This window comes from Pseudomonas sp. NPDC079367, assembly GCF_044542195.1.
In the GTDB taxonomy this organism is placed as follows: domain Bacteria; phylum Pseudomonadota; class Gammaproteobacteria; order Pseudomonadales; family Pseudomonadaceae; genus Aquipseudomonas.
On record NZ_JBITTW010000002.1, the window covers coordinates 50,171 to 73,800 of the forward strand.

Below are 23,630 nucleotides of genomic sequence, written 5' to 3' on the forward strand. Positions count from 1 at the left end.
ATTGCGATCCGAACAGATCGCAGCCTCGTTTCACTCGACAGCTCCTACAGGTTGATCATGCCGATGCGAAACTGTCGACTTGTTCGAGTAACTCCGCAAGCTTGCGCGGCATCAGCCGCGCATCACAGCGGGTCTCGACATTAATGATGATCGCCGGGTCGTTGCAGCAGATGCGCACGCGAAAGCGCCAGTCGCTGAAGATCACTTTCAGGCCATCGCGGTCATCCATTTCCAGCGCCTGTTCGCCATACAACGCTTTCAGATGCGCGACTAGCGGATACGGATCGCGCAGCGACCGGCGAATATCCCCCGACGCTGGAAACACGCCGATCCGCTCCACCAGCAGAATCGTGCCCAGCCAGGTTTCGTTGGCGCTGGGCAGCGGTTGATGGCGCGACAACCAGCTCATCACCCCGAGGTTGCCCACCTCACGTTCAATCTCTGTCGAATGCTGTGCAATGTTCATGGTTGCCTGCCTGTGGGAAGTGGAAAGCCGTCTCAGCGGCCCTTGAGGTACACGTTGTCGTAGCAGAAGTTGGTCGCCTGCAGATAACCCTCGGCATCTCCGCAGTCGAAGCGCAGGCCTTTGAATTTGTAGGCCAGCACGCAGCCGTTCTGCGCCTGTTTCATCAGTGCGTCGGTGATCTGGATTTCGCCGCCCTTGCCCGGTTGTGTGTCGGCAATCAGGTCGAAGATGTCCGGCGTGAGAATGTAGCGGCCGATGATCGCCAGGTTCGATGGTGCGTCCTGCGGTGCCGGTTTTTCCACCATGTGGTTGACTCGGTAGATGCCGTCGGAAATCAGCTCGCCGGCGATCACCCCGTACTTGTGGGTCTGGTCGGCCGGAACTTCCTGGATGGCGACGATCGAGCAGCGGAATTTCCTGTACAGCTCAATCATCTGCGACAGCACACCGTCGCCTTCGAGGTTCAGGCACAGGTCGTCGGCCAGCACCACGGCAAACGGCTCGTCGCCGATCAATGGACGGCCGCTGAGAATCGCATGACCCAAGCCCTTCATTTCCACCTGACGGGTGTAGGAAAAGGTGCAGGTGTCGATGAGCTCGCGGGTGCCGGCGAGGAATTTCTCTTTCTCGGTGCCACGAATCTGGTGCTCGAGTTCGTAGCTGATGTCGAAGTGGTCTTCCAGCGCGCGCTTGCCCCGGCCGGTAACAATGGCCATGTGTTGCAGGCCGGCGTCCCGTGCTTCTTCAACGGCATATTCGATCAACGGCTTGTTGACGATCGGCAGCATTTCTTTCGGCATGGCTTTGGTCGCCGGCAAGAAACGCGTGCCGTAGCCGGCAGCGGGGAACAAACATTTACGAATCATAAAAGTATCCTGGACAGTCATGGAACACAGGCGACGGTTGCGCACCACAAAGTGGCGGCAAGTTTCAATGATTATTGAAGGCTTACTTTAATACCCGAGTCAGGTTGTTGCTGGCAATTAGTTGCGCTGTTAAAAAGCGCTAATGTTATGAGATGTCGACTACTTTGTTATAAGTTATTTTTAGTCGGTATCTGTCGATAGTGATATGTAGCCAGGGAGTGCTAATAAGTACTCGTCAAACAGTTTGACCGGTAAAAATAATTATTGCCAGTGGTTGAACTAAATTTGTTTGAGGTTGTTGTCGCCCTGTTTGTGTGAATTGCTCCGCATATTTACCAGGCATGGCTTGACACGCTACCGGGTACTTATTCGATGACGGATCACGCTATGAAGATTCTGGTAACGGGTGGCGCCGGCTATATCGGCTCGCATACCACACTTGCATTGCTTGAAGCAGGTTATGAAGTTGTTGTTCTGGATAATCTTTGTAACAGCAGCGATGCGGCACTTCACGCTGTCGAAGCCATTTGCGGCAAAAGTGCATGGATGATTCGCGGCGATGTCTGTGATCGGCCGCTGCTGGACCGGATCTTCCGTGAACATCAGATCGACGCCGTGCTGCATTTCGCCGGGCTCAAAGCCGTGGGCGAGAGTGTGCGCAAGCCGCTCGAATACTACGAAACCAACGTTGGCGGCAGCATTACCCTGTGCCAGGCGATGGCAGCGGCGGGGGTGTTCCGACTGGTGTTCAGTTCCTCGGCGACGGTGTACGGCGAACCGGAGGAAATGCCGATTCGCGAGGATTTTCCTACGGGTAATCCGACCAATCCCTACGGCCAGTCCAAGCTAATCGTCGAGAACGTGCTGCGCGACCTGAGCCTCGCCGAGCCGCGCTGGAGCATCGCGCTGCTGCGCTACTTCAACCCGATCGGCGCCCACGCCAGCGGGCACATGGGTGAAGACCCCAACGGGATTCCGAACAATCTGGTGCCGTATATCAGCCAGGTTGCGGTCGGCAGCCTGCGCGAGCTGTCTATTTTCGGTAACGATTACCCGACCGCCGATGGCACCGGCGTGCGCGATTATATCCATGTCGTCGATCTGGCAGACGGGCATTTAAAGGCATTGCAGTCGATCAGCGAGCGCGCCGGCATTCACACCTGGAACCTCGGCACCGGCGATGGCTACAGCGTGCTGCAAGTGCTGCATGCCTTCGAACAGGCCTGCGGCCGCCCGGTGCCATACCGGATGATGCCGCGCCGCGCCGGTGATATCGCCGAGAGCTTTGCGGATGCTTCGAAAGCGGCTAAAGAACTCGGCTGGAAAGCCACGCGCAACTTGCAGGACATGGTTGCCGACACGTGGCGCTGGCAATCCAATCATCCCAATGGTTATTCGCGGTGATGGCCATTTAGTGCGATGTTAGTTTCAGTCAGGTTGTTAGATAACGTCGGGAAATTACACTGGCAATGCCTTTTGCAAGTCCGTAGATATAAACCTGCCGTTCGACTTTTAGCAGTTGCGTATGACTGTGAAAGAACAACGGATCTTGTTCGCGCTCTTTGCGGACTTGAAAGCTACCAGCTCTGACACAGATCTGTTTTTAACAGTTCGAATGTTAGAAAGGAGTTGTTATGAAAAAAGTGATGGCAGTTGCCCTGTTGACGATGTTGAGCAACTGGGCTGCCGCCGCTGAAGCGCCGCTGACAGCGGTAACCAATGTAGGTGGCAGTGTGGCGGCTTCGCAAGCGCCCGCGGCCAGTACTGCGATGGTTGCCAGTGCTGTAGCGGCGTCCAACAGCGGTGGCAGTGCCAACGGCGGTACCACCGGTACGACGGGTACCACCGGTACAACCGGCACGCATAACTAACAGGAACATTTGTTAGTGCAGTACAGAGTCGCCCGACGCGAGTCGGGTGACTTTGTTTTTTGGATTCGCCCTTGAATAGCGTAGTGCCATTATGACTCGTAGTGTTTATCTTTTAATGTTGGCAAGTCTCGCTTTGCAAGGTTGCATGTTTGCCCCCGGCCAGTACCTGAGCACCAGCGATATCACCCGCCAGGGCGCCAGTGAAAGCAGCCGGGTCGAGCTGATTCCGATCACCCCGAAGCTGATCGCCATGAACCGCGCCACACAAAAGCGTGAGTCGCTGCCGGCGGAGTTGCTGGTGACGCCGGCGGAATATCGCATCGGCAACAATGACGTGTTGTACATCACCGTCTGGGATCACCCGGAGCTGACCGCCCCCTCCGGCGCGCAACAGCAGATCGATGCCAACGGCCGTCTGGTGCGCTCCGATGGCACGCTGTATTACCCGTTCATCAAGGAAGTCCAGGCCGCCGGCCGGACCATCCAGCAACTGCGCGCGGACATCGAACAGCGCTTGTCGGCATTTATCGCCGAGCCACAGGTCGACGTGGCGGTGCTGCGCTTTGCCAGCCAGAAAGTCGTGGTCACCGGCGCCGTGACGAAGGCCGGCCCGCAGGCGATTTCGACCAACCCGCTCAGCGTGGTCGAGGCCCTTGGTTCGGCCGGCATCGACACCAACAACGCCGACCTGTCCGGGTTGTTGCTGACGCGCAATGGGCGCACTTATCCGCTCAATCTCGACTCGCTCAACCAACAGGATTCCGAGTTGCAGAACGTCTTCCTCAAGGGCGGCGATCAACTGTATCTGCCGTACAACGACAACAAGCGCATCTACGTCATGGGCGAGGTCAACCAGCCGCGCGCGTTGAGCTTCAAGACCGCGACGATGAACCTCTCCGATGTGCTCGGTTCGGTCGGCGGCCTCAGCCAGACCAGTTCCAACGGCAACGCGGTCTACGTCATTCGTGGGGTGGAAAACCTCGACGTCGAGCCGGCGAAGATCTATCAGCTCGAAGCCGAATCGCCGACCGCCATGGCCTTGGCCTCGCACTTTCAGGTGCGGCCGCAGGATGTCGTCTACGTCGGCCCGGCCAACGTCACTCGCTGGAACCGTTTCATCAGCCAGTTGGTGCCGTCGGCGTCGATTGTCGGCACCGGGGCTTCGGCAGCGAAGAACTGGAGCGAATACAGCAACAACAGCAAATAAGGCCGCGACTGTGAACCTATTGAAAGTGGGCGTCTGCCTGATGGCGGCCTCGTTGCTGTGCGGCTGTAACCCGCTGATGAGCGCATCGCTGAACAACCTCAAGGCCGCTGTCGTCGGCCCCGACGAGGTTGAGGTATCGGCGACCGAAGTCGCCGGGGTCAACTACCCGCAATTGAAACTGACCACGCCGTCCGGCTCCGGCGTGCTGGCGCTGGTGCGCGAGCGCGAAGACCTGCAATTCTGGGTCGCCTCCGGCAAGCAGGTGTTGCTGCTGCGCGACGGCCTCGCGGTGCGCACTGTCGGTCTCGGGCTGGAGGGCGATCTGGATGGCACGCGGCTGGCCGATGATTCGCCATTCAAGCAAGGCTTGCATCACGTCGCCGATGGTTTCACCACGCGGCGCTGGATCGATCTGTACAAGGGCCAGGAAGTCGGCGTTATCGTCAACAGCCGCTTCTCGCGCCGCGCCACCGAGACCCTGGAGATTCTCGACAAGCCTTACTCGGTGCTGCGCGTCGATGAACAGATCGACGCCCCGGCGATTGGCCTCAGCGCGACCAACCGTTACTGGGTCGACCCACGCGACGGGTTCATTCTGCAGAGTGAGCAACAATTGACCTCGCAACTGCGCGTCAAGCTGGTGCAACTGACCCCTGACCGCAGGCACCTGCCGTGACGCGCCTACGTCTTATCGCGGCGGGTCTTTTGCTGATCGCCGGGGCGAGTCAGGCTGCTGTCACGGTGTCTGGCGATGTCGCCAATCCCGGGCCGATCGCGTTGCCGCCGGGTGGTCGGCTGTTCGATGTGATCAGCGAGGCCGTGCCCAATGCCGAGGGTTATTGGCTGGCGGGCGGCTTGTTGCGCCAGTCGCTGATCGAGGAACAGACACGGCTCAAGGTCGGCGTGCTGTTCGATCTCGAGGTGCTGCAACGCATGGCGACGCTGTTTGACCGGCCGAGCCGGGCGGCGCTGGCGCAGCGCGTTGCTGAAGAAGTCCGGCAAATGCCAGTGACCGGCCGGCAGATCGCTGACCTTGATCCGGTGGCGGTGGAAGTCGGTTTCGCGCGCAACATTCGCCTCGATGACGGTGATCGGCTGATCTATCCGAAGCGGGTTGACGAAGTGCAGGTGCTGGGCGCTGTAAGCGAGCCATGCCACTTGCCCTATCAGCCTTTGCAGGAGGCTCGCGAATATCTTGAAGGCTGCTCGATTCTCGACGACGCCGAGGCCGATTATCTGTGGCTGATCCAGCCCAATGGCGTGTCGCGGCGCGTCGGCATTGCCCACTGGAATCGCGAGTCCGGGCAGTTTCCGGTGGCCGGCAGCCGGATTCTGGTGCCGATAAAAAATGATGATCTTGATCCGCCTCTTCCTGAATTGAATCAGCAGTTGGCCGAATTCATTGCCACGCAGCTGGCCGAGGTGGTTCGTTGAAGTTACGTTTTGCAGCTGTGTTGTTATTGCCCTGCGGTCTGGCTCACGCCGAGCCGCGCATCACCCAGAATGACTTCGGTGGCGCCGGTCTGTTGCAGACGCCGACGGCGCGCATGGCCCCGGCCGGCGAACTGAGCGTCAACGCCAACCGCACCGATCCCTACAGCCGCTACAGCGTGTCGTTGCAACCGCTGGACTGGCTCGAAGGTTCGTTTCGCTACACCGCGATCACCAACCGGCCGTACGGCTCGGAGGCCCTCAGCGGCAGTCAAAGCTACAAGGACAAGGCGGTCGACGCCAAAGTGCGCCTGTGGCAGGAAAGCCACTGGGCACCGGAAGTGGCGCTGGGCTTCCGAGATATCGGTGGTACCGGTTTGTTCTCCAGCGAATTCTTCGTCGCCAACAAGCGCTTCGACAATTTCGACTTCAGCGCCGGCATTGCCTGGGGCTACATCGGTAATCGCGGCGACTTCGACAACCCGCTGGGCTACGTCAGCAATCGCTTCGATACGCGCCCGGCGCTGGAAGGCACCGGTGACGTCAACTCCGGCTCATACTTTCGCGGCAAGCCTTCACTGTTCGGTGGCGTGAGCTACCAGACGCCGTGGGATCGGCTGAGTTTGAAGCTGGAATTCGAAGGCAACGACTACAAGAACGAGCCGAAGGACAACGAGATCAAACAGGACTCGCCGATCAACCTTGGCGCGGTGTTCAAGGTGACCGATTCGATCGACCTGAGCGCTGCCTGGGAACGCGGCAACACGGCGATGTTCGGCGTGACCTTTCACACCAATTTCGTCAGCCGCAAGGCGCCGGCCAAGACCTACGATCCGACCCCCGAACCGCTGCCGGCGAAGGCGCCGACGACCTCGATGGAACAGGTCAACTGGGCCGATGTGTCGCGGCGTTTGCAGCAGAATGCCGGGTACAAGGTCGAGCGCATCAGCCAGCGTGATTCCGAGCTGATCGTCTATGGCGAGCAGCAGCGCTATTTCCATTCGTCCAAAGCTGTCGGACGCGCGAGCCGGATTCTCGACAACAGCGTCAACGACGACATCGACTGGTTCACCGTGGTCAACAAGCGCTATGACTTGCCGCTGGAAGAAACCAGCCTGCCGCGCCAGACCTTCCGCGAAGTGATCAACAACGAAGAGCCGTTGGAGGCGCTGCACCGCACCACCGAAATCAACCCGGCGATGCCGCACAACGAGACAACCCTCTACAGCGAAGCGCCGCAGCATTTCAGCTATGGCGTGGGTCTGGGCTTCAAGCAGAACGTCGGCGGCCCGGACGGTTTGCTCTATCAATTCAGTGCTGATGCGGACGCGGAATATCGCTTCAACCGCAACACCTGGTGGAGCGGTTTGCTCAGCGCCAACCTGGTCAACAACTTCGACAAATTCGTCTACGACGCGCCGAGCGGATTGCCCCGCGTGCGCACGGATTTGCGTCGGTATCTGACGACGTCAAACACGACCATGCCGTTGTTCCAGCTCAGCCATGCCGAGCAGTTGGACAAGGATCTGTACGGCATGGTTTACGGTGGTTATCTGGAATCGATGTTTGCTGGCGTCGGCGCAGAAGTGCTGTTCCGCCCCACAGGCGAGCGCTGGTCGCTGGGCGCGGATTTGAACTGGGTTCGCCAGCGTGATTTCGATCAGGGCTTTGCCTTGCGCGATTACTCGGTAGTGACCGGACACATCACCGGCTATACCGATTTGCCGTTCGACACGCTGGCAGCGGTCAGTGTCGGGCGGTATCTGGCCGGGGACTGGGGCACCACCGTGGACATCTCGCGCGAGTTTTTCAACGGCGTGCGCGTCGGTGCCTGGGCGACCATCACCACGGCCAGCAGTGCTGAATATGGCGAAGGTAGTTTCGACAAAGGCCTGTACCTGTCGATCCCGTTCGACGAAATGATGAGCATGTCGACCATGCGCCGCGCCAACCTGGTCTGGGCGCCACTGACCCGGGATGGCGGCGCCAGACTGAACCGCAGCTATCAATTGCACTCGATGACCGATAGCCGGGAAGGGGACATGTTCTATCGCAATTTCGAGAAGATTACCGAGTAAGCGCGCCTGTGGGAGCGGGCTTGCTCGCGAAGGCGGCGGCGCATTCAACATCCCACTGCCTGACCCAGCGCTTTCGTGAGCAAGCCCACTCCCACAGTAGATCGTCGGCACGCCAAACATCCCGGCCATCAGCCAAACCCCCTGTGGGAGCGGGCTTGCTCGCGAAGGCGGCGGCACATTCAACATCCCACTGCCTGACCCACCGAATTCGTGAGCAAGCCCACTCCCACAGTAAATCGTCGGCACGCCACCCATCCCGGCCATCAGCCAAACCCCCTGTGGGAGCAGGCTTGCTCGCGAAGGCGCCGGCACATTCAACATCCCACTGCCTGACCCACCGAATTCGTGAGCAAGCCCACTCCCACAGTAAATCGTCGGCACGCCACCCATCCCGGCCACAGCCAAACCCCCTGTGGGAGCAGGCTTGCTCGCGAAGGCGCCGGCGCATTCAACATCCCACTGCCTGACCCAGCGCTTTCGTGAGCAAGCCCACTCCCACAGTAGATCGTCGGCACGCCATCCATCCCGGCCTTCACCCAACCCCCCCTGTGGGAGCGGGCTTGCTCGCGAATGCGCCGGCGCATTCAACATCCCACTGCCTGACCCAGCGAATTCGTGAGCAAGCCCACTCACACAGTAAATTGTCGGCACGCCATCCATCCCAGCCATCAGCCAAACCCCCTGTGGGAGCGGGCTTGCTCGCGAAGGCGCCGGCACATTCAACATCCCATAGCCTGGCCCAGCGCTTCGTGAGCAAGCCCACTCCCACATTGTTCGTACCGGTAATCGAAAGCGGTGTGCCAAATCCCGCCCACAAAAAAGGGGACTTTCGTCCCCTTGCGATCTGAAGCGCTGAACCTCAGTAAATATCTTTCGACAACAACGTAAACGGTGTCTTCACCAGGATCTTCAGATCCAGCCACAACGACCAGCTGTTGATGTACTGCAGGTCGATCTCGACACGCTTCTGCATCTTGTCGAGGGTGTCGGTCTCACCGCGGCAGCCGCTGATCTGCGCCAGGCCGGTAATGCCCGGTTTAATCCGGTGGCGCGCCATGTAAGCGAGGATCTTGCCCGAGTAGTAATTGTTGTGCGCCACCGCATGCGGCCGCGGACCCACCAGCGCCATGTGCCCCTGCAGGACATTGAACAGTTGCGGCAACTCATCCAGCGAGGTGCGGCGGATAAAGCGACCTACGGCGGTGATCCGCGAGTCATTGCGGCTGGCCTGTTTCACTTCACGGTCATCGTGGACACGCATTGAGCGGAATTTCCAGACCTTGATTACCTTGCCGTTCCAGCCATGCCGATCCTGCTTGAAAAACACCGGGCCGGGCGAGTTGAGTTTCACCGCCAGAGCGATGATCAACAGCAGCGGACTCAGCGCGATGATCGCCAGGAATGCCACGGTTTTCTCAACCAGACTCTTGCTCAGCGCAGCGGTCGGGCGGCTGGTTAGCGGGCTTTCGTTGAGGTAGATCGCCGGCAGACCGTCCACGACTTTCACCGAGTGGTTGAGCAGGGTCAGGCTGTTCAGGTCCGGCACCCACACCACATCGACGTTGGCGCCGAGCAAATCGACATACATCGCTTCGATTTTTGCTGCTTCGCACAGCGGCAGGGTGATGTACAAGCGACGGATGTCATGGGCTTCGATCAGCTCGAGCAACTCGTCCTGCGCGCCAACGACACGCGGGGCATCCGAGGCGAGCACAGGTTTGTCTCCGTTACTGACCAGACCGATCAGTGGCAGGTTTTCCAGTTGACTGAGTTTCCTCGCCAGGCCCAGCGCCAGCTCGCCGGTGCCGACGATCAGCGTCCGGTGCTCGCTTTTACGCGAACGCTGGTAGTACTTGGAAAACGCATGCAGCGGCGCATAGAGGAACGCCTGACCGAGGAAGCCATACACCGCCCAGCTCAGAATCACCTGACGGGAAAACAGCTCATCGGCCTGGCAGACAAACGCGATGCACGCCAGCGCGGCCATGGTCATCGACCAGCCCATGAACAAGCGGCCGAGGCCGGTCAGGTAGTTGTCGCGTTTGCGATAAACGCCGCTGAATGTGTAAGCCGGCACCGAGGCCAGGACGGCGAGGGTGGCGCACATTCGGTAGTAGAACGCGACAGTGCCGGTATGCTGTTCCGCGAGAATGAACAGCAGCGTCACAATAAAGGCCTGCGCCAGCGCCCATTGGCCCCAAAAGGTCAGTCCCTTGAGGCCCGTGCTTCGATTGATACTGAGAGAAAGATCCATACGATATCCCCAAAAGACGTCCATTCAGGTTTCAACAGTTGAAAGCCGAGTTGTTATGCAGACTTATTGTTTTTGTTTTAGCGAGTGCCTTGAGGTAACAACATCGAGAGCCGAACTGTCGTCAGCCAATAGACTAAGTTATTGTCCGAAATGGTGTCTGACGAGTTCTAACAAGATGGCACTGTGCCAACTTTCTAATATTTAAATAGAAGTCTGTTAGAAAAGGTCGTGGAGCAGGGGATGAAAAGGCGGGGATGTATTTGTTACTGTTGGCGGGATGGAGGCAGGGAAGTTTTGAATTGATCAGTGAGGTGAAACCAAACAGAGTGCTCTTCTTGTTGTTGTAGTCGCACTTTATATCTGTCTGTCTCGGTGTGAGTGCCGTCTGCGATTACGCGACGACTTCCTGGATCAAGCAATATCCGCGATTTCTTACGGCGCGGAACAATCGCTCACCATTACTGGCGCTCTTGAATTTGTCCTGCAAGCGGCTCAGGCACATCTCCAGACCCCGGTATTGCTCGGGCTCCCGGCCAATACTGATGATCAAGTCATCACGACTGACAACGCGCTCTTCATGGCTCAGCATTTTCCTGACCAGAGCGGTTTCCAGGCCGGTCAGGCTGATCGCAATATTGTCCTTGAGCAATACGCCCTGATCATCGTCAAGATGCCAAGTGTCGCTGCAAGGCTCGGTATTCTCGCTGACATGCGTGATATGAGCTCTTTCTGCAGTGTGTGTCGCGAAGCTTTGAAACGGATTGTCTGTTTGCGCGGCTCGCCATTCATTTTCAAGAGTGGCCAGTATGCGCTGAGTATCATGTTCGATACTGCGCGCAACATTCTTTCGGCTGAGGCTTGGGTAACTGAACTCCATGACCATCGGGGCGGAAGAGGGCGAAGCAACACCTTCAACGAACATTTGTGCCTGCGACGTGCCAAACGAATTGAAACGCTCACTGGACAAGATGCTTTCCAGTTCACGTTGCGACGTTGTGCTGTGCGTCACAACAACAAAATATTTTCTGGGGAGGGTTGTACTCGTTTCCATGTCTCTCTCCTAAATACACACCAAAATTGGCTAAAAGATAAATCGGCAGGCGAGCAATGACTTCCTCGGAAGTAATCGTAGGCAGGGTTCGGGCCGAAAATGGCCGTCGATAAATTCCACTCGGTCTGCAGCTATGTTATGGCGTTTTATTGTTATGGGGTGTGTTGCAGCGCTCATTCAAGTGCTTGAGTTTTAATAAATATGAAGTGCAACTGAAAAGATATGGCTGCATCAGACGATCCTTCGTTCGTATGCAAAAGGGAAGACTGCCCGAGACTCAAGCAGTCGATATCAGACCCCGCATCAGGCGATAGCCGTAGCCGCGGATGCTCTGAATCGCGTTTGTACCATACATGTCCTTGATTTTTCCACGCAAGCGGCTGATTGATTTTTCCAGCGCTCGAGGATCGTAGAAATTGGTGTTGAGGCCCATGATGCCGGCGATTTCATCATGACTCAGAATGTGATTGCCGGTGTTCGCAAAGGCCTCGAGGATCTTCATCTCGGCGAAAGAGATATCGAGTTTGCGCCGACTGTCCATCAGGCAGATCCGTGTCGGATCAAGCGTCAGATTGATATCTCGTTGCCAGTCTTCGCTGTTGAAGAACTCCGCCAGCAAGTCTTCGCTGTCATCGCCCAGTGTGTTGAGCTTGATACAGGCATCCGCCCCAGCAAGAAAATACTTGAGTTTGTTGACGGCGCCGCGGCCGGTGACGACCGCGCAAATAAGCGGTTTCAAGTTGTCATTGCGCAGGTTCTGCACCAGAGCCAGATTGTCTTCGAGGGCCTGTGGGCTATCGATGATGAGGAAAATGGCGCGATAAGAACCGATGTAACCTTGTTCTTTATACGAACTAGTGAAGGCAGCTGTTTCCAGGATCATATCGGACTGCATGTGCTTTGCGATCAGCGATCTGAAATGGTCAGCCACACCCAGTGTACGACCCAGAGCAAGAACACCGGATTCATCATTTGTCGGGCGCGGACTTCTAGTCGCCAAGTTCCCTGAGAGCATCATGCGTTGACTCGAATTAGGTGCTGACATCGGGATGTTAAAGCACCGGTTCTCATCTGTGACTGACAATTGGTAACATTTGCGCGGATTTTAGACGCGTCTCCCGAGTTTTCTAACAATAACTAAGCTTTTCAGGCTTTTAGTTGATTTTCTCGGAGTTGTGAACTAACGCGTAGATGATGGCTATATGCAATGGTGCCACTATTCTGAGCGTATGGCGATGGATTTTTTATGTCCTTTTGCCATTGATTGGCCACGTAGGCAATGTGTGAAGTACATCACACTTCATATCTGAAATGAAATATTTGTTGGAATAGAACTAAATTTTTTCCGTTTAGTTCGTCGGCAGACGATTACTAACAGCACTTGAGTCTAACTCTGGATAAACCCTATGCTTCCGGATCGGTGAATCGCCGTATGCATTACTTCAGATACTCAACCCCTGAGTGTTATTGAACCGGTCGCTCACCCTGAGTGCTCTGACGGAGGATTAATGGATTTCTGGACCCTTTTCCAGGTATTGATATTAGGCGCGGTAGAAGGCCTGACCGAGTTCTTGCCCATATCGAGTACCGGCCACCAGATTATTGTCGCTGACCTGCTCGAATTCGGCGGTGAGCGCGCCATGGCGTTCAACATCATTATTCAACTGGGAGCCATTCTTGCGGTGGTCTGGGAGTTTCGTCCGAAGATCTTCGAAATCGTCAAAGGCTTGCCCTCCGAGCGCAACGCACAACGCTTCACGCTTAATCTGCTGATCGCGTTTTTCCCCGCCGTTATCCTCGGCGTGTTGTTCGCCGACGCCATCCATGAGTATCTGTTCAATCCAGTCACCGTTGCCGTTGCACTGGTCGTCGGCGGCATCGTCATGTTGTGGGCCGAACAGCGCAGCCATGTAGTCAGCGTCGAACATGTCGATGACATGCGCTGGTCTCACGCGCTGAAAGTCGGTTTCGTACAATGCCTGGCGATGATTCCCGGCACCTCGCGCTCCGGCTCGACCATCATCGGCGGGCTGCTCTTCGGCCTTTCACGTAAAGCCGCCACCGAATTCTCGTTCTTCCTCGCCATGCCCACCATGGTTGGTGCCGCGGTGTACTCCGGCTACAAATACCGCGACCTGTTCCAGCCCAACGACCTGCCTGTCTTCGCCCTCGGTTTCGTCACCGCCTTCATCTTCGCCATGATCGCCGTGCGTGGCCTGCTCAAATTTATCGCCAACCACAGCTACGCCGCGTTCGCGTGGTACCGGATCGGTTTTGGATTGTTGATTCTGGCGACGTGGCTGTTTGGCTGGGTCAACTGGACCGCCGCAGCGGCAGCCTGATCACTGAGCGCTGATCAACGCAGCCACGGCGAGATCGTTTAACGTCGAATCCGACGACTCCTGACGAAAGCGCTGCAAGGCCGAGGTGAAATACGCGGCCTGCAGCATGCCGTTGCTGGCCAGATAGAGTCGCGCGTCTTCTTGCTCCTCGGCGGAGTAAACACGCTTGTGACTGTCGGTCGTTTCCTGGCTAGACGAAATAGGTGCGAGGATCAAAGACACCAAAGTGAAGCCGGAAAACTGCGTCACCTCCCACGGCGTATCGGTACGGCCCATGCAAAAGCCATCGCAGTGCGCATAAACGTTGGAAGTGAAGCTGAACAAGGCGAGGAGGGTGAAACGCTTGAAACGAGAAAAAGTAAATGCGGGCATAAACGAAAGACATCCTGTCAGTACATCAAAAAAACGGGCAACGCTCATGCGTCGCCCGCACACTCAAACCATCAATCAACGACCTGCAAGCAACTCAGCCGCCTGATCCAGCAACGCCAGCGGATCATTGGCCTTGTGAATATCCACCGACAACAGCTGCCGAAATTTGCGCGCCCCGGGGAATCCCGTGCCCAAACCCAGCACATGCCGCGTGATGTGATGCATCGCACCACCCGCCAGCAAATGCTCGGCTATATAAGGACGCAACTGCGCCAACGCCTCAGCCCGACTGATCACCGGCGCCGAACTGCCAAACAACTGCTGATCCACCTCCGCCAGCAAATACGGATTGTGATAAGCCTCACGCCCCAACATCACACCGTCGAACGTCTGCAGATGCTCGTGACAGGCCTCCATCGTCTTGATCCCGCCATTCAGCACAATCTCCAACGTCGGAAAATCCGTCTTCAGCTGCGCCGCCACGTCATAGCGCAACGGCGGAATGTCGCGATTTTCCTTCGGCGACAACCCCTCCAGAATCGCAATCCGCGCATGCACGGTAAAACTCGTGCACCCGGCATCCCGCACCGTACCGACGAAATCACACAGCTCGGCATAACTGTCACGCCCGTTGATCCCGATCCGATGCTTCACCGTCACCGGAATCGACACCGCATCACGCATCGCCTTCACACAATCGGCGACCAACTGCGGGTGCCCCATCAGGCACGCCCCGATCATGTTGTTCTGCACACGATCGCTTGGGCAGCCTACGTTCAAATTCACTTCGTCGTAGCCGTGCTCCTCGGCCATGCGCGCGCAGGCGGCGAGATCCAGTGGAACGCTGCCGCCTAGTTGTAGGGCGAGAGGGTGCTCGGCTTCGTTGTGACGCAGGAAACGTTCGTGATCGCCGTTGAGCAGTGCGCCAGTGGTGACCATTTCGGTGTAGAGCAGGGCGTGCTTGGACAACAGGCGCAGGAAGTACCGGCAATGGCGGTCCGTCCAATCCATCATCGGGGCGACGGAAAAGCGGCGGGAGAGTGGGGTGGGCTGTAGGGACATGTGAGGAATCTGGATCAAGAAGGCGAAGGGTCAGGAGTTTATCAGGTCTGCGAACAGGCAAAGGCTTGCGAGGCGCTGTTTGTGGTTTGAACAGGGCTCTGAGGCGCTCGGCCTGATGGGAGGAAGTGTATTTCTGCCTGTTGTCTGTCCTTCAGTATCCGTTTAAACGGTTGCGCAGGCGCTTGTTTAAATCTGACCGGTGAAAGTCATCCGAAGCCTACGTTGTCTTGCGCCTCCCCCTACACCTAAGACAGAATCCGCCGGCTTGTGCGTCTAGCCTGCGGGCTCTATCGTCCCTGGGTCACTGATCTCAGTGATCGGGTTTGGTAGCCCGCTTCGTGTCTAGATGCATTGCGTCACCTGATTCAGGCGCTTCTCAGCGTTCGAGTTTATGGTGGTCATGCGTGGGGCCCATTCGTGGGCGCCGGGTTCTAGTGCGACCGGTCTACCAACCCGCGTATGGCCGCCACCCTTCGTTTGGTAGCGAGGGTGATGTCGCCTTTTGGTAATCGCGCTAGAGGATTCATCCATGTTCAAAGTCACGCCCAATCCGCCGGACACCGATCCCGCATCCCCTTACAAATCCCCAGACTCAAAAAAACTCCACGACGCCGCCGAGCGTGCGCTGGATTATTACCTGCCCCCCGCCAGTCACATCAAAGCCTCCACCAACCAGCCCGAACGCATGTTCCTCGCCAATCCGGCGTACGACAGCGAATCCCTGTTGGCCAATGCCAGCGAATCGCTGGGTTCGGCCAGCGTTATGCTCAATGACTTCGCAGCGTTACTGGAAAATTCGCAGCGCAAGACCTTATTGGGCATCGCCCAGGTAGTGATGCTGGGTGAGATCGCGGTGAATCAGGCGTTGGATAAAGTTGAAGTGAAGGCTTGAAGCGAACCTAGCGGTGACGGAGCGGTTATCCGTCACCGCTAGGCTAAATGGTTAGCTGAACAGTCGCTGTCACCGCTGCACGACGATTGACCGTTACTTCCCCGGCACCGCAATCCATTCGCTCAACGTCTGCTGATACTTGCCAGTGACCTTGCTCAAATGCAGCCACTGATCGACATACAGTTTCCAGCTGATGTCATCGCGTGGCAGCAAGTAAGCCTTCTCACCGTACTGCATGTACTGATGCGGATTCACTGCGCACAACCCCGGTTTGAGTTTCTGCTGATACAGCGCTTCCGAGGCGTCGGTGATCATCACGTCGGCTTTGTTGTCGAGCAGTTGCTGGAAGATCGTCACGTTGTCGTGCAGGGCCAGTTGCGCCTTGGGCAGGAAGGCGTGGACGAAGGCTTCGTTGGTGCCGCCGGCAGGTTCCACCAGGCGCACATTGGGCTGGTTGATCTGGTCGATGGTCTGGTATTTCGCTTGATCGGCGCAACGCACCAGCGGGATTTTGCCGTCGGTGTCGAGAGTGTTGCTGAAATAGGCTTTTTTCTGCCGTTCGAGCGTGACCGAGATACCGCCCATGCCGATGTCGCATTTGCCGGCCTGCATGTCGGGCATCAGGGTTTTCCAGGTGGTCTGCACCCATTGCACCTTGACGCCGAGGCTGTCGGCCAGGGAGCGGGCCATGCTGATGTCGATGCCTTCGAAGTCGCCGTCGCTGCGCTTGAAGGTGTAGGGCTTGTAGTCGCCGGTGGTGCAGACGCGCAACTGGCCTTGTTGTTGGATGCTGTCGAGGTGGGTTGTGGTGTCGGCGGCCTGAGCAGTAAAGGGCAACGCGAGCAATGCACCGAGCAGGATTGTGGTTTTTGTCGTTGGCATCTGTCGGAATTTTCTCTGGGATGGACGGAAAGGACGTGTTCGAAGTTAAACACGTTCTCACCATTGATCCAGTCCGACAGTGTGCGTCAGCGTTGATTCGCTACAGACCCAGCCCTTGCTGCACCACCTGCAGCAGGTTGTTTTCCGTCAATGCAATCGCATCCAGCTCCTGACCAGTCTCGATAGTCTGCAACCACCAGTGGCTTTCGCCATGCTCGTCAACCGTGCGCAGCAACGACTGATCGCGGCCCGGGACCTTGATCTCCACACGTCCGCAACCATCCTCGGTAAACCGCGCAATCGGATCGAACGTCAGGCTGTGATGATTGGCCTCGATCACCAATTGGTCGATGGCGTAGTCGTGGGTTTCGCCATCCGGCGAACTTTCGCAAACGTGCGTAGGATTTCGCCGAATCTTGAGTCCTACTTCCGTCACTGGCTGCAGCCAGCCCTCGATGCGGTGGTACAAGTCGTACACCTGAGCGGGCCAGCAATCGATCTCAAGTGCAGCGCAGCTGATGTCGTCAGCCTGGGTGTGCCGGGTCTGCTTGAGTCTGGCGGCGAGTTCGTCTGCTTTACTCATGTCGGTTCCCTTGTTGGATGTCTGCCTGTTCAGCGTAGACCTTTGAACGACGCAGGGCTTTGCCTTGCGTCATGCGCTTGCAATACAAGCGTGTCGAAATCAGCAATGGCCAAGCCTGGCCAACAATGAAAATCACGGACGCAGGCGTCCCAAGGAACGGGTCAATGAAAAAGCTGTTTACAATTCTGGCACTGATCGCGCTGACGGCCGGTAGCATCGGCATGAGTTCGGCGCGTCAGTCGTCATCGAGCAAAGCCCAGGCGGAATCGGTGGCGGGGGTGTTCGATTACTACCTGCTGGCGCTGTCCTGGTCGCCGACTTTTTGTCTGACGCACAAGGACGACGCGCAGTGCACCGGCAAGGGTTATGGTTTTGTCCTGCACGGCTTGTGGCCGCAATACGCCAAGGGCGGCTGGCCGCAATCCTGTCCGCCGCTCGTCGCGCTATCGGCTGCGCAGACGGAGAAGGGCCTGACACTGTTCCCAACGAAAAAACTGCTCGATCACGAATGGTCCAAGCACGGCACCTGCAGCGGTCTCGGCGCAATGGGCTATCTCGACAAGTCTGATCAGGCCCTTGGCGCTGTGAAGATTCCGCCGGAGCTGCAACCTTTCGGCTCGACGTCGTACTACTTCGAAGCGCAGGAAATCGTCGATCTGTTTCGCAAGGCCAATCCGCGAATTCCGGCTGACGGCATTGCAGTGGTCTGCAGCGGCCCGCAGTTGTCGGAAGTGCGGGTGTGCATGGACAAGGATTTGCAGTTCGGCGCGTGTGGCAAAGGGGTTAACACTCAGTGTCGGGCGGGGGATATTCGGGTGCCGCCGGTACGGTAAGCATCTGTAGCGGCCTATGAAAAAAGGCGCTCGCATGAGCGCCTTTTTGTGCCTGAAGATTTGTGGTTCTTGGCAAAATTCGTTCGTGCTGCGCGCCTCTACACCCATGCGCGACTGCATAAACAGTGGCCACGGGTAACAGTCGCATTTCACACGCACAGGCCGCACGTCACTGCATTGTGTCTGTGGCAAGGCCCGCCGCTGCCGTGGCTGGGGCAGACCGCGCTGAAGTTTTGCGGGCGCACGGCGGTGGACGAGGATGACAACGGCTTCGCGCTGATGTATCCGAAGACGACCGCATCGCCAGCGTCATGGGCGAGGCCGATATCCTTTTTTTGAAGAACCACGGCGTGATCGTCGTCGCGCCGACCATTGCCGAAGCCTGGGACGATCCGTATTACCTGGAACGCGCCGCACAGGTGCAGCTGCTGGCCATGGCCACCCAGCGATGCGGCGGCTGGCCCTGCACAACTGATTAACCGTAAAGCAGCAATCGAAAATAAATCGACGATCAGCGATCATCCAAACTCGCGAGGCGCCGATAACTGGGCGGGAGGCGGGCGTTTGCTCCGTGCATCCCGGTGGGCTACGCTCACGAACACAAGGGTTTCGGGCTCGCGCCCCTGTCGTACCTGCCCAGGACATGCTTTTGCCAATTCCCGTTCACGATCCGCATCAAGCTCCCGGCACGCTCAAGCGCCTGCCGCTTCGCAAAGCGGCGGTGCTGTTCATCGTTGCGGTGAGCCTGTGCCTGTGCGGTCTTCTCTACCTGCAACTGGAGCAGTCGCGGCGTCAGGACCTCGCGGTGGCGAAGATGGCTTCGGGCAACCTGACCCGAGCCATGGCCCAGCAGGCTGAAGACACTGTGCGTGCAGCGGATCTGGTGATGACCAGCCTCGTCGACTGGATTCAGGACGATGGCTATGGGGCGACGCAGCGACCCCGGTTAAAAAGGATCTTCGTGCGCCGCGCGCAGCAGCTGGATCAGTTGCACGGCATTTTTCTCTTTGACCGCGAAGGGCAGTGGGTCATTACTTCGTTCGCCGATCTGCCCCGTGGCAACGGCGTGGCCGATCGCGAATATTTCAAGTTCCACCAGCAGAATGCCTCGACGGTTGCGCACATCGGCCCGGCGATTCGCAGCCGCGAAAACGGCGAGTGGATCATTCCGATTTCCAGACGCGTCAACGACCAGCTCGGCAATTTTCAGGGCGTGTTGATGGCCGGCATCCGAATGTCGTACTTCGATCAGTTCTTCAAAAGCTTCAGCCTCGATGACAGCGGCATCATGTTCATGGCGCTGACCGACGGCACCTTGCTGGCGCGACGGCCCTTCGACGAGTCGCTGATCAATACCTCTGTAGCCCACGGCGAGATCTATCAAACCCTGTTGCCCAACGCGAATGCGGGTACGGCGATGCTCAATTCCGTGGTCGATGGCGTGACCCGCCTGTATGGCTATCGCCAGCTGGCCTCGTATCCGCTGGTGGTGTCCGCCGCCACTTCGCAAGAGACGATCCTGCAGGGCTGGCACGAGCGCGCATTCCAGTCCAGCGTGATTGTCGCGCTGGTGATTCTCGGCATTGGCCTGTTCGGTTGGGTATTCATTCATCAGGTGCGCGACGGCGAGCGCATCGAGAAGAACCTGCGCAAGGCGCAACTGGCGCTGGAACAGATCGCCACCCACGACAGCCTCACCGGGTTGGCCAATCGCCGCTTGTTCGAGCGCTCGCTGGATATTGAATTTGCCCGTGGCGCGCGCCAGGTCAGTCCGGTCAGCCTGATCATGCTCGATATCGATTTCTTCAAGCGCTACAACGATGCTTATGGCCACGTCGCCGGCGACCAATGCCTGGCGCAGGTGGCGCAAGCGGTGAAGGCCTGCTGCCAGCGCAAGTCGGATCTGGCGGTGCGTTACGGTGGTGAAGAATTCGCCGTGCTGTTACCGGACACCGACATCAACGGTGCACTGGCAATCGCCGGGCAAATTCGCCGCAGCGTGATCGACAAACACATCATTCACAGTGGCTCGCCGACCGGTTATCTCACCGTGAGCCTGGGCTGTTATTCATTTATTCCGCATGGCCACGACAGCCCGCAGGTATTTATACAGCGCGCCGATGCGGCGTTGTATCAGGCGAAAAATGCCGGACGCAATCGCGCGGCGGTGTTTGCGGTGCAAGAAGACTTTGCCGAATTGATGCGTTCGGATCGCTGATCTCAATCACACTATCGAACAAATGTGGGAGCGAGCTTGCTCGCGAAAGCAGCGCACCAGTCACTCAATCAGTCGACTGACACAATGCCTTCGAGAGCCAGCTCGCTCCCACAGTTAATCAGCGTTTCTTTATCTGGGATGGCTCTTGTTCGTTCAGCCGCCCGTGCCACCACCCGCACCCCCTGTGCCGCCGCCGGCCGAACCGGTGCCGCCGCCCGCGCCGGAACCCGAACCGCTGGCGCCGCCATTGGTACCCGTGCCACCGCCAGCTCCGCTACCCGTGCTGCCGCCCGAGGTTCCCGAACTGTTGCCGCCCGACGGCGCGCCCGGGGTGTTATCCGGTGGCATGGTCGAGCCGCTGGTGGCGCCGGATTTGGTGCCGGTGGCATCGGTGCTGTCATTGGCGGCGAAGCTGGCGGCGGATGCCGTGGCGAGCAGGCCGGCCAACAACAGCGAAGTGAATGTGCGCGTCATCATGGTACGTCTCCTGATAAAGGGGATTACCTGATATTGGTCTCGCGCGCCCAAGTCTTGGTGCCGGTCGAGTGACGAGCGGTCTAGCTGCTGCGCCAAGTGGCCTACTGTTCTTCGGCACTATTGGCTATTTGCCGAACCATCCACGGGGACTAACGTAGCCACACATTCAATCGCTACCCCGGAGTCCCACCATGCAACCTCGTGCCGATTTCTACACCGCTTCCCCCGATGCCCTGAAAGCGATGATGGCGCTGGAAAATGCCGTCTCGAAACTGCCGCTGGAAAAAAGCCTCATCGAACTGGTCAAGCTGCGCGCCTCGCAGATCAATGGCTGCGCCTTCTGTATCGACATGCACACCGCCGACGCGATCAAGGACGGCGAAACCCCACGCCGCCTGTTCGCCGTGACGGCATGGCGGGAAGCGCCGTTTTTCAGCGAGCGTGAGCGCGCCGCGCTGCTGTGGACCGAATCGCTGACGCAACTGAGCCTGACCCACGCCCCGGACGAGGACTACGACGTGGTCGCCGCGCAGTTTTCACCGAAGGAGCTGGTTGACCTGACCGTGGCGATCAACACCATCAACGGCTGGAATCGCCTTGCCGTAGGCTTCCGTAAGCTGCCGCAGGCCTGAGCTGCCGGCATCACAGGGGCATTTTCAATGCCCCTGCGCACTCGGTGCCGCCGGTGCTGCGTCTGATTGTCCACTTACTTGAGCCACTGGCCCGGCGTGCTACCGGTCATTGATTTGAAAAAGGCGATGAACGCGCTGTCGCTGGCAAACCCCAGCTCAAAGGCGCAGTAACTCAGGCTTCGTCCGGTGGCGAGCAGTTCGATGGCGCGCATCAGGCGCCACTGCTGGCGCCATTGCTGATAGCTCAAGCCGGTCTCGCGCTGGAAGATGCGGCCGATGGTGCGGCTGCTGGCGCCGATCTGATGTTCCAACACATTAAGTGCGGGTGGCAGGCATTCTGGCACCGCCAGGAGAGGTTTCAGGCGCTTGTCCTGCGGCAATGGCAACAGCATCGGTTGCTGCACCGCATCCTGAATTTCGCTAAGACACAGCCCGAGCAAGTGGGCAAATTTGCCTCGTCGCCAGTCAGTGTCAAAGGGCGCCGTCGCCATCGGCTCGAGCACCGCGCGCAGCAGCGGGCTGACCTCAATGACACAGACCTGCGGCGGCAACTCATCACATAAGTCATCGACCAGATAGATCGAACGGTAATCGACGCTCTGCTGCATGACCGCGCGGTGGCTGATCCCGGCCGGGATCCAGGCTGCCCGCGAGGGAGGCAACAGGCACAACTGCTGCGCCAGGGTAATCCGGATGCAGCCCTGTCGCGTGTACAGCAATTGCCCGCGCCGATGGCGATGCATGCCTGAATCGTGTTCAGCCAAAATCGAGGCGAGGCCGATGACCGGAGCGGTAAAACTGTCCGCATCAAACGTCGAGTGGGCATCGAGCCAGGCCATGGATTTGTCCGATTCAAGCGATTATTTGGCGGGATCTGGATAATACGCCACGCGTTGGATTTTAAGCTTCTCGACTTTGGGAGAGGAGTTTTGAGGGATGTATAAACGGAATTTTCTGGCGCTGGCCATCGCCTTGCTGATGTTTCCACAAATCGCCCAAACACTGTACAGCCCGGCGTTGGGGGATATCGGAAGCGTCTTTGCTGTCGGTCCGCAAGCGGTAGCGCAGACCTTGTCGGTGTACTTTCTGGCGTTTGCATTTGGCGTAGTGGTGTGGGGCCGGGCGTGTGATCGCTTCGGACGACGACCAGTGATGCTGGCAGGGTTGGCGCTGTATGCCGTTGCTATGCTGATCGGCCTGCGGGTCAGCAGTTTCAACGCTTTGCTGTGGGTTCAAGGACTGGCAGCGTTTGGAGCGGCGGTGGGTTCGGTGGTCACGCAAACCGTATTGCGTGATCGGTTCAAGGGTGCCGAGCTGGCGCAGGTTTTCTCACTGGTGGGCATCGCTCTGGCGGCCAGCCCGGCGATAGGATTGTTCAGCGGGGCCAGCCTGGTGCAGGCGTTCGGTTATCGCGGTGTGCTGGGCGCGCTGGTATTGCTGGCTACGTGTTTATGGCTGTGGAGTTGGTACGGCCTGGCGGAATCCCGCCCGCAACAGACCCCGGTTGTCAGTCTTTCCGAGACCCTCTGGCGCATGCTGCGCGACCTCGGGATTTGGCGCTCGGCGGCGTGGATTGCCTCGTTCAACATTGCGCTGTTCAGTTACTACAGCCTCGCACCGTTCATGTTCCAGCGCTTGGGCTTGAGCGAGGCCTGGTTCGGATACAGCGGCGTGTTGCTTGCGCTGGGTTCGGGTGTTGGTGCGTGGTGCAACAAGCGGCTTTTGTTGGCCGGGTTCGCAGCGGTGCCATTGATCCGGCTCGCAGCGGTGTGTGGGCTGGCCGGTGGCATTGGCGTCTGGTTACTGCAGGACAGCGCCGCGTTTGTGGTGCCGATGCTGCTGATCGTGCTGGCGTTCGGCATGGCCATCCCCAACATTCTTGGCCAGGCGCTGGTGGATTACACCGATCGCCTGGGTACCGCAGGCGCCTTGCTGGGTTTGATGTATTACTGGCTGATAGGCGCAGGATTGATGCTGGCCGGCTGGTTTCAGGCATTGGGAGCGACGTTGATCGCGTGCAATGGTGTGGCATTGTTGCTGACTGTATTTGCATCCAAAGGAATGAATTGCCGGTCTTAATACGAAGCATTACTATTCACGCCCTTTCCTCACC

At 58.1% G+C, this 23,630-nt stretch carries 23 protein-coding genes and 1 pseudogene; 13 read left to right on the plus strand and 11 right to left on the minus strand.

The features are described from left to right. Nucleotides 1-55: 55 nt before the first annotated feature. Both ACIGDJ_RS04940 and galU read right to left on the minus strand, forming a co-directional pair. Nucleotides 56-466, minus strand: a complete 411-nt coding sequence (locus ACIGDJ_RS04940) for a mannose-1-phosphate guanylyltransferase (RefSeq protein ID WP_397478720.1) — start codon at nt 464-466, stop codon at nt 56-58. Between the two features lie 32 nt (nt 467-498). Continuing rightward, nucleotides 499-1,332, minus strand: coding sequence for a UTP--glucose-1-phosphate uridylyltransferase GalU (gene galU, locus ACIGDJ_RS04945; protein WP_101158848.1), 834 nt, complete (start codon nt 1,330-1,332; stop codon nt 499-501). Between the two features lie 387 nt (nt 1,333-1,719). Here galU and galE point away from each other — a divergent pair, with 387 nt between their 5' ends. The 6 genes from galE (at nt 1,720) to ACIGDJ_RS04975 (ending at nt 7,919) form a co-directional block, all read left to right on the plus strand. Then, nucleotides 1,720-2,736: a UDP-glucose 4-epimerase GalE gene (galE, locus tag ACIGDJ_RS04950; RefSeq protein ID WP_101158847.1), complete on the plus strand. Its 1,017-nt coding sequence runs from the start codon at nt 1,720-1,722 to the stop codon at nt 2,734-2,736. 230 nt (nt 2,737-2,966) lie between these two features. Next, entirely contained in the window at nt 2,967-3,203 is a 237-nt protein-coding gene (locus ACIGDJ_RS04955; RefSeq protein ID WP_016775457.1) for a hypothetical protein, read from the plus strand. Between the two features lie 145 nt (nt 3,204-3,348). After that, on the plus strand, nt 3,349-4,410 hold the full coding sequence (locus ACIGDJ_RS04960; RefSeq protein ID WP_397478721.1) for a polysaccharide biosynthesis/export family protein: 1,062 nt from the start codon (nt 3,349-3,351) through the stop codon (nt 4,408-4,410). A gap of 10 nt (nt 4,411-4,420) precedes the next feature. Further along, the gene (locus tag ACIGDJ_RS04965; RefSeq protein WP_101158845.1) at nt 4,421-5,086 is read left to right on the plus strand and encodes a YjbF family lipoprotein; all 666 of its coding nucleotides are present in this window, start codon (nt 4,421-4,423) and stop codon (nt 5,084-5,086) included. Continuing rightward, nucleotides 5,083-5,844, plus strand: coding sequence for a capsule biosynthesis GfcC family protein (locus tag ACIGDJ_RS04970; protein ID WP_397478722.1), 762 nt, complete (start codon nt 5,083-5,085; stop codon nt 5,842-5,844). The genes ACIGDJ_RS04965 and ACIGDJ_RS04970 overlap by 4 nt, the downstream gene beginning before the upstream one ends. Further along, nucleotides 5,841-7,919 carry a YjbH domain-containing protein gene (locus tag ACIGDJ_RS04975; RefSeq protein WP_397478723.1) on the plus strand — a complete coding sequence of 693 codons (2,079 nt, stop codon included), beginning with the start codon at nt 5,841-5,843 and terminating at the stop codon, nt 7,917-7,919. Before ACIGDJ_RS04970 ends, ACIGDJ_RS04975 begins: the two co-directional genes overlap by 4 nt. Before the next feature lie 859 nt (nt 7,920-8,778). On the opposite strand, the gene ACIGDJ_RS04980 is transcribed toward ACIGDJ_RS04975, so the two are convergent. The 3 genes from ACIGDJ_RS04980 to ACIGDJ_RS04990 form a co-directional block, all read right to left on the minus strand. Continuing rightward, nucleotides 8,779-10,173, minus strand: a complete 1,395-nt coding sequence (locus ACIGDJ_RS04980) for an undecaprenyl-phosphate glucose phosphotransferase (protein ID WP_101158842.1) — start codon at nt 10,171-10,173, stop codon at nt 8,779-8,781. A gap of 391 nt (nt 10,174-10,564) precedes the next feature. Beyond that, on the minus strand, nt 10,565-11,224 hold the full coding sequence (locus ACIGDJ_RS04985) for a helix-turn-helix domain-containing protein (protein WP_101158841.1): 660 nt from the start codon (nt 11,222-11,224) through the stop codon (nt 10,565-10,567). 277 nt (nt 11,225-11,501) lie between these two features. Beyond that, the gene (locus tag ACIGDJ_RS04990) at nt 11,502-12,242 is read right to left on the minus strand and encodes a winged helix-turn-helix domain-containing protein (protein WP_101158840.1); all 741 of its coding nucleotides are present in this window, start codon (nt 12,240-12,242) and stop codon (nt 11,502-11,504) included. A 490-nt stretch (nt 12,243-12,732) separates the two neighbouring features. Between ACIGDJ_RS04990 and ACIGDJ_RS04995 the strand changes: the two genes are divergently transcribed. Further along, nucleotides 12,733-13,566 (plus strand): undecaprenyl-diphosphate phosphatase, encoded by an 834-nt coding sequence (locus ACIGDJ_RS04995; protein WP_397478724.1) that lies wholly within the window; start codon nt 12,733-12,735, stop codon nt 13,564-13,566. Here the strand turns inward: ACIGDJ_RS04995 and ACIGDJ_RS05000 are convergent, their stop codons facing one another. Beyond that, a complete protein-coding gene (locus tag ACIGDJ_RS05000; protein ID WP_397478725.1) occupies nt 13,567-13,986 on the minus strand; it encodes a DUF2388 domain-containing protein in 420 nt (139 codons plus the stop codon). A 27-nt stretch (nt 13,987-14,013) separates the two neighbouring features. After that, nucleotides 14,014-15,000, minus strand: coding sequence for a tRNA dihydrouridine(20/20a) synthase DusA (gene dusA / locus ACIGDJ_RS05005; RefSeq protein WP_397478726.1), 987 nt, complete (start codon nt 14,998-15,000; stop codon nt 14,014-14,016). Nucleotides 15,001-15,529: 529 nt separating this feature from the next. On the opposite strand from dusA, the gene ACIGDJ_RS05010 reads away from it, so the two are divergent. After that, a complete protein-coding gene (locus ACIGDJ_RS05010) occupies nt 15,530-15,892 on the plus strand; it encodes a DUF6124 family protein (RefSeq protein WP_101158836.1) in 363 nt (120 codons plus the stop codon). 93 nt (nt 15,893-15,985) lie between these two features. On the opposite strand, the gene ACIGDJ_RS05015 is transcribed toward ACIGDJ_RS05010, so the two are convergent. Then, on the minus strand, nt 15,986-16,774 hold the full coding sequence (locus tag ACIGDJ_RS05015; RefSeq protein WP_397478727.1) for a transporter substrate-binding domain-containing protein: 789 nt from the start codon (nt 16,772-16,774) through the stop codon (nt 15,986-15,988). A 100-nt stretch (nt 16,775-16,874) separates the two neighbouring features. After that, nucleotides 16,875-17,357 carry a hypothetical protein gene (locus ACIGDJ_RS05020; protein WP_101158834.1) on the minus strand — a complete coding sequence of 161 codons (483 nt, stop codon included), beginning with the start codon at nt 17,355-17,357 and terminating at the stop codon, nt 16,875-16,877. A gap of 164 nt (nt 17,358-17,521) precedes the next feature. On the opposite strand from ACIGDJ_RS05020, the gene ACIGDJ_RS05025 reads away from it, so the two are divergent. From ACIGDJ_RS05025 to ACIGDJ_RS05035, 3 genes and pseudogenes are all read left to right on the plus strand, one after another. Then, nucleotides 17,522-18,190, plus strand: coding sequence for a ribonuclease T2 (locus ACIGDJ_RS05025; RefSeq protein WP_397478728.1), 669 nt, complete (start codon nt 17,522-17,524; stop codon nt 18,188-18,190). Nucleotides 18,191-18,277: 87 nt separating this feature from the next. After that, a pseudogene (locus tag ACIGDJ_RS05030) lies at nt 18,278-18,639 on the plus strand (class II aldolase/adducin family protein); the annotation flags it as partial. 200 nt (nt 18,640-18,839) lie between these two features. Further along, nucleotides 18,840-20,408, plus strand: coding sequence for a diguanylate cyclase (locus ACIGDJ_RS05035; RefSeq protein WP_397478729.1), 1,569 nt, complete (start codon nt 18,840-18,842; stop codon nt 20,406-20,408). A 153-nt stretch (nt 20,409-20,561) separates the two neighbouring features. Here ACIGDJ_RS05035 and ACIGDJ_RS05040 read toward each other — a convergent pair whose 3' ends face one another. Next, the gene (locus ACIGDJ_RS05040) at nt 20,562-20,885 is read right to left on the minus strand and encodes a hypothetical protein (RefSeq protein ID WP_313006051.1); all 324 of its coding nucleotides are present in this window, start codon (nt 20,883-20,885) and stop codon (nt 20,562-20,564) included. A 191-nt stretch (nt 20,886-21,076) separates the two neighbouring features. Between ACIGDJ_RS05040 and ACIGDJ_RS05045 the strand changes: the two genes are divergently transcribed. Continuing rightward, on the plus strand, nt 21,077-21,517 hold the full coding sequence (locus ACIGDJ_RS05045; RefSeq protein WP_042609087.1) for a carboxymuconolactone decarboxylase family protein: 441 nt from the start codon (nt 21,077-21,079) through the stop codon (nt 21,515-21,517). Between the two features lie 74 nt (nt 21,518-21,591). On the opposite strand, the gene ACIGDJ_RS05050 is transcribed toward ACIGDJ_RS05045, so the two are convergent. Beyond that, nucleotides 21,592-22,356 (minus strand): helix-turn-helix transcriptional regulator, encoded by a 765-nt coding sequence (locus ACIGDJ_RS05050; protein ID WP_101158831.1) that lies wholly within the window; start codon nt 22,354-22,356, stop codon nt 21,592-21,594. Nucleotides 22,357-22,453: 97 nt separating this feature from the next. Here ACIGDJ_RS05050 and ACIGDJ_RS05055 point away from each other — a divergent pair, with 97 nt between their 5' ends. Beyond that, the gene (locus tag ACIGDJ_RS05055; protein WP_397478730.1) at nt 22,454-23,596 is read left to right on the plus strand and encodes an MFS transporter; all 1,143 of its coding nucleotides are present in this window, start codon (nt 22,454-22,456) and stop codon (nt 23,594-23,596) included. Nucleotides 23,597-23,630: the final 34 nt, after the last annotated feature.

What these genes read in the sequence shown, in the direction of transcription:
- ACIGDJ_RS04940 (WP_397478720.1), bottom strand. Translation starts at nt 466, where the DNA reads ATGAACATTGCACAGCATTCGACAGAGATTGAACGTGAGGTGGGCAAC.
- galU (WP_101158848.1), bottom strand. Translation starts at nt 1,332, where the DNA reads ATGATTCGTAAATGTTTGTTCCCCGCTGCCGGCTACGGCACGCGTTTC.
- galE (WP_101158847.1), top strand. Translation starts at nt 1,720, where the DNA reads ATGAAGATTCTGGTAACGGGTGGCGCCGGCTATATCGGCTCGCATACC.
- ACIGDJ_RS04955 (WP_016775457.1), top strand. Translation starts at nt 2,967, where the DNA reads ATGAAAAAAGTGATGGCAGTTGCCCTGTTGACGATGTTGAGCAACTGG.
- ACIGDJ_RS04960 (WP_397478721.1), top strand. Translation starts at nt 3,349, where the DNA reads ATGTTTGCCCCCGGCCAGTACCTGAGCACCAGCGATATCACCCGCCAG.
- ACIGDJ_RS04980 (WP_101158842.1), bottom strand. Translation starts at nt 10,173, where the DNA reads ATGGATCTTTCTCTCAGTATCAATCGAAGCACGGGCCTCAAGGGACTG.
- ACIGDJ_RS04985 (WP_101158841.1), bottom strand. Translation starts at nt 11,224, where the DNA reads ATGGAAACGAGTACAACCCTCCCCAGAAAATATTTTGTTGTTGTGACG.
- ACIGDJ_RS04990 (WP_101158840.1), bottom strand. Translation starts at nt 12,242, where the DNA reads ATGATGCTCTCAGGGAACTTGGCGACTAGAAGTCCGCGCCCGACAAAT.
- ACIGDJ_RS04995 (WP_397478724.1), top strand. Translation starts at nt 12,733, where the DNA reads ATGGATTTCTGGACCCTTTTCCAGGTATTGATATTAGGCGCGGTAGAA.
- ACIGDJ_RS05000 (WP_397478725.1), bottom strand. Translation starts at nt 13,986, where the DNA reads ATGAGCGTTGCCCGTTTTTTTGATGTACTGACAGGATGTCTTTCGTTT.
- dusA (WP_397478726.1), bottom strand. Translation starts at nt 15,000, where the DNA reads ATGTCCCTACAGCCCACCCCACTCTCCCGCCGCTTTTCCGTCGCCCCG.
- ACIGDJ_RS05010 (WP_101158836.1), top strand. Translation starts at nt 15,530, where the DNA reads ATGTTCAAAGTCACGCCCAATCCGCCGGACACCGATCCCGCATCCCCT.
- ACIGDJ_RS05015 (WP_397478727.1), bottom strand. Translation starts at nt 16,774, where the DNA reads ATGCCAACGACAAAAACCACAATCCTGCTCGGTGCATTGCTCGCGTTG.
- ACIGDJ_RS05020 (WP_101158834.1), bottom strand. Translation starts at nt 17,357, where the DNA reads ATGAGTAAAGCAGACGAACTCGCCGCCAGACTCAAGCAGACCCGGCAC.
- ACIGDJ_RS05025 (WP_397478728.1), top strand. Translation starts at nt 17,522, where the DNA reads ATGAAAAAGCTGTTTACAATTCTGGCACTGATCGCGCTGACGGCCGGT.
- ACIGDJ_RS05040 (WP_313006051.1), bottom strand. Translation starts at nt 20,885, where the DNA reads ATGATGACGCGCACATTCACTTCGCTGTTGTTGGCCGGCCTGCTCGCC.
- ACIGDJ_RS05045 (WP_042609087.1), top strand. Translation starts at nt 21,077, where the DNA reads ATGCAACCTCGTGCCGATTTCTACACCGCTTCCCCCGATGCCCTGAAA.
- ACIGDJ_RS05050 (WP_101158831.1), bottom strand. Translation starts at nt 22,356, where the DNA reads ATGGCCTGGCTCGATGCCCACTCGACGTTTGATGCGGACAGTTTTACC.
- ACIGDJ_RS05055 (WP_397478730.1), top strand. Translation starts at nt 22,454, where the DNA reads ATGTATAAACGGAATTTTCTGGCGCTGGCCATCGCCTTGCTGATGTTT.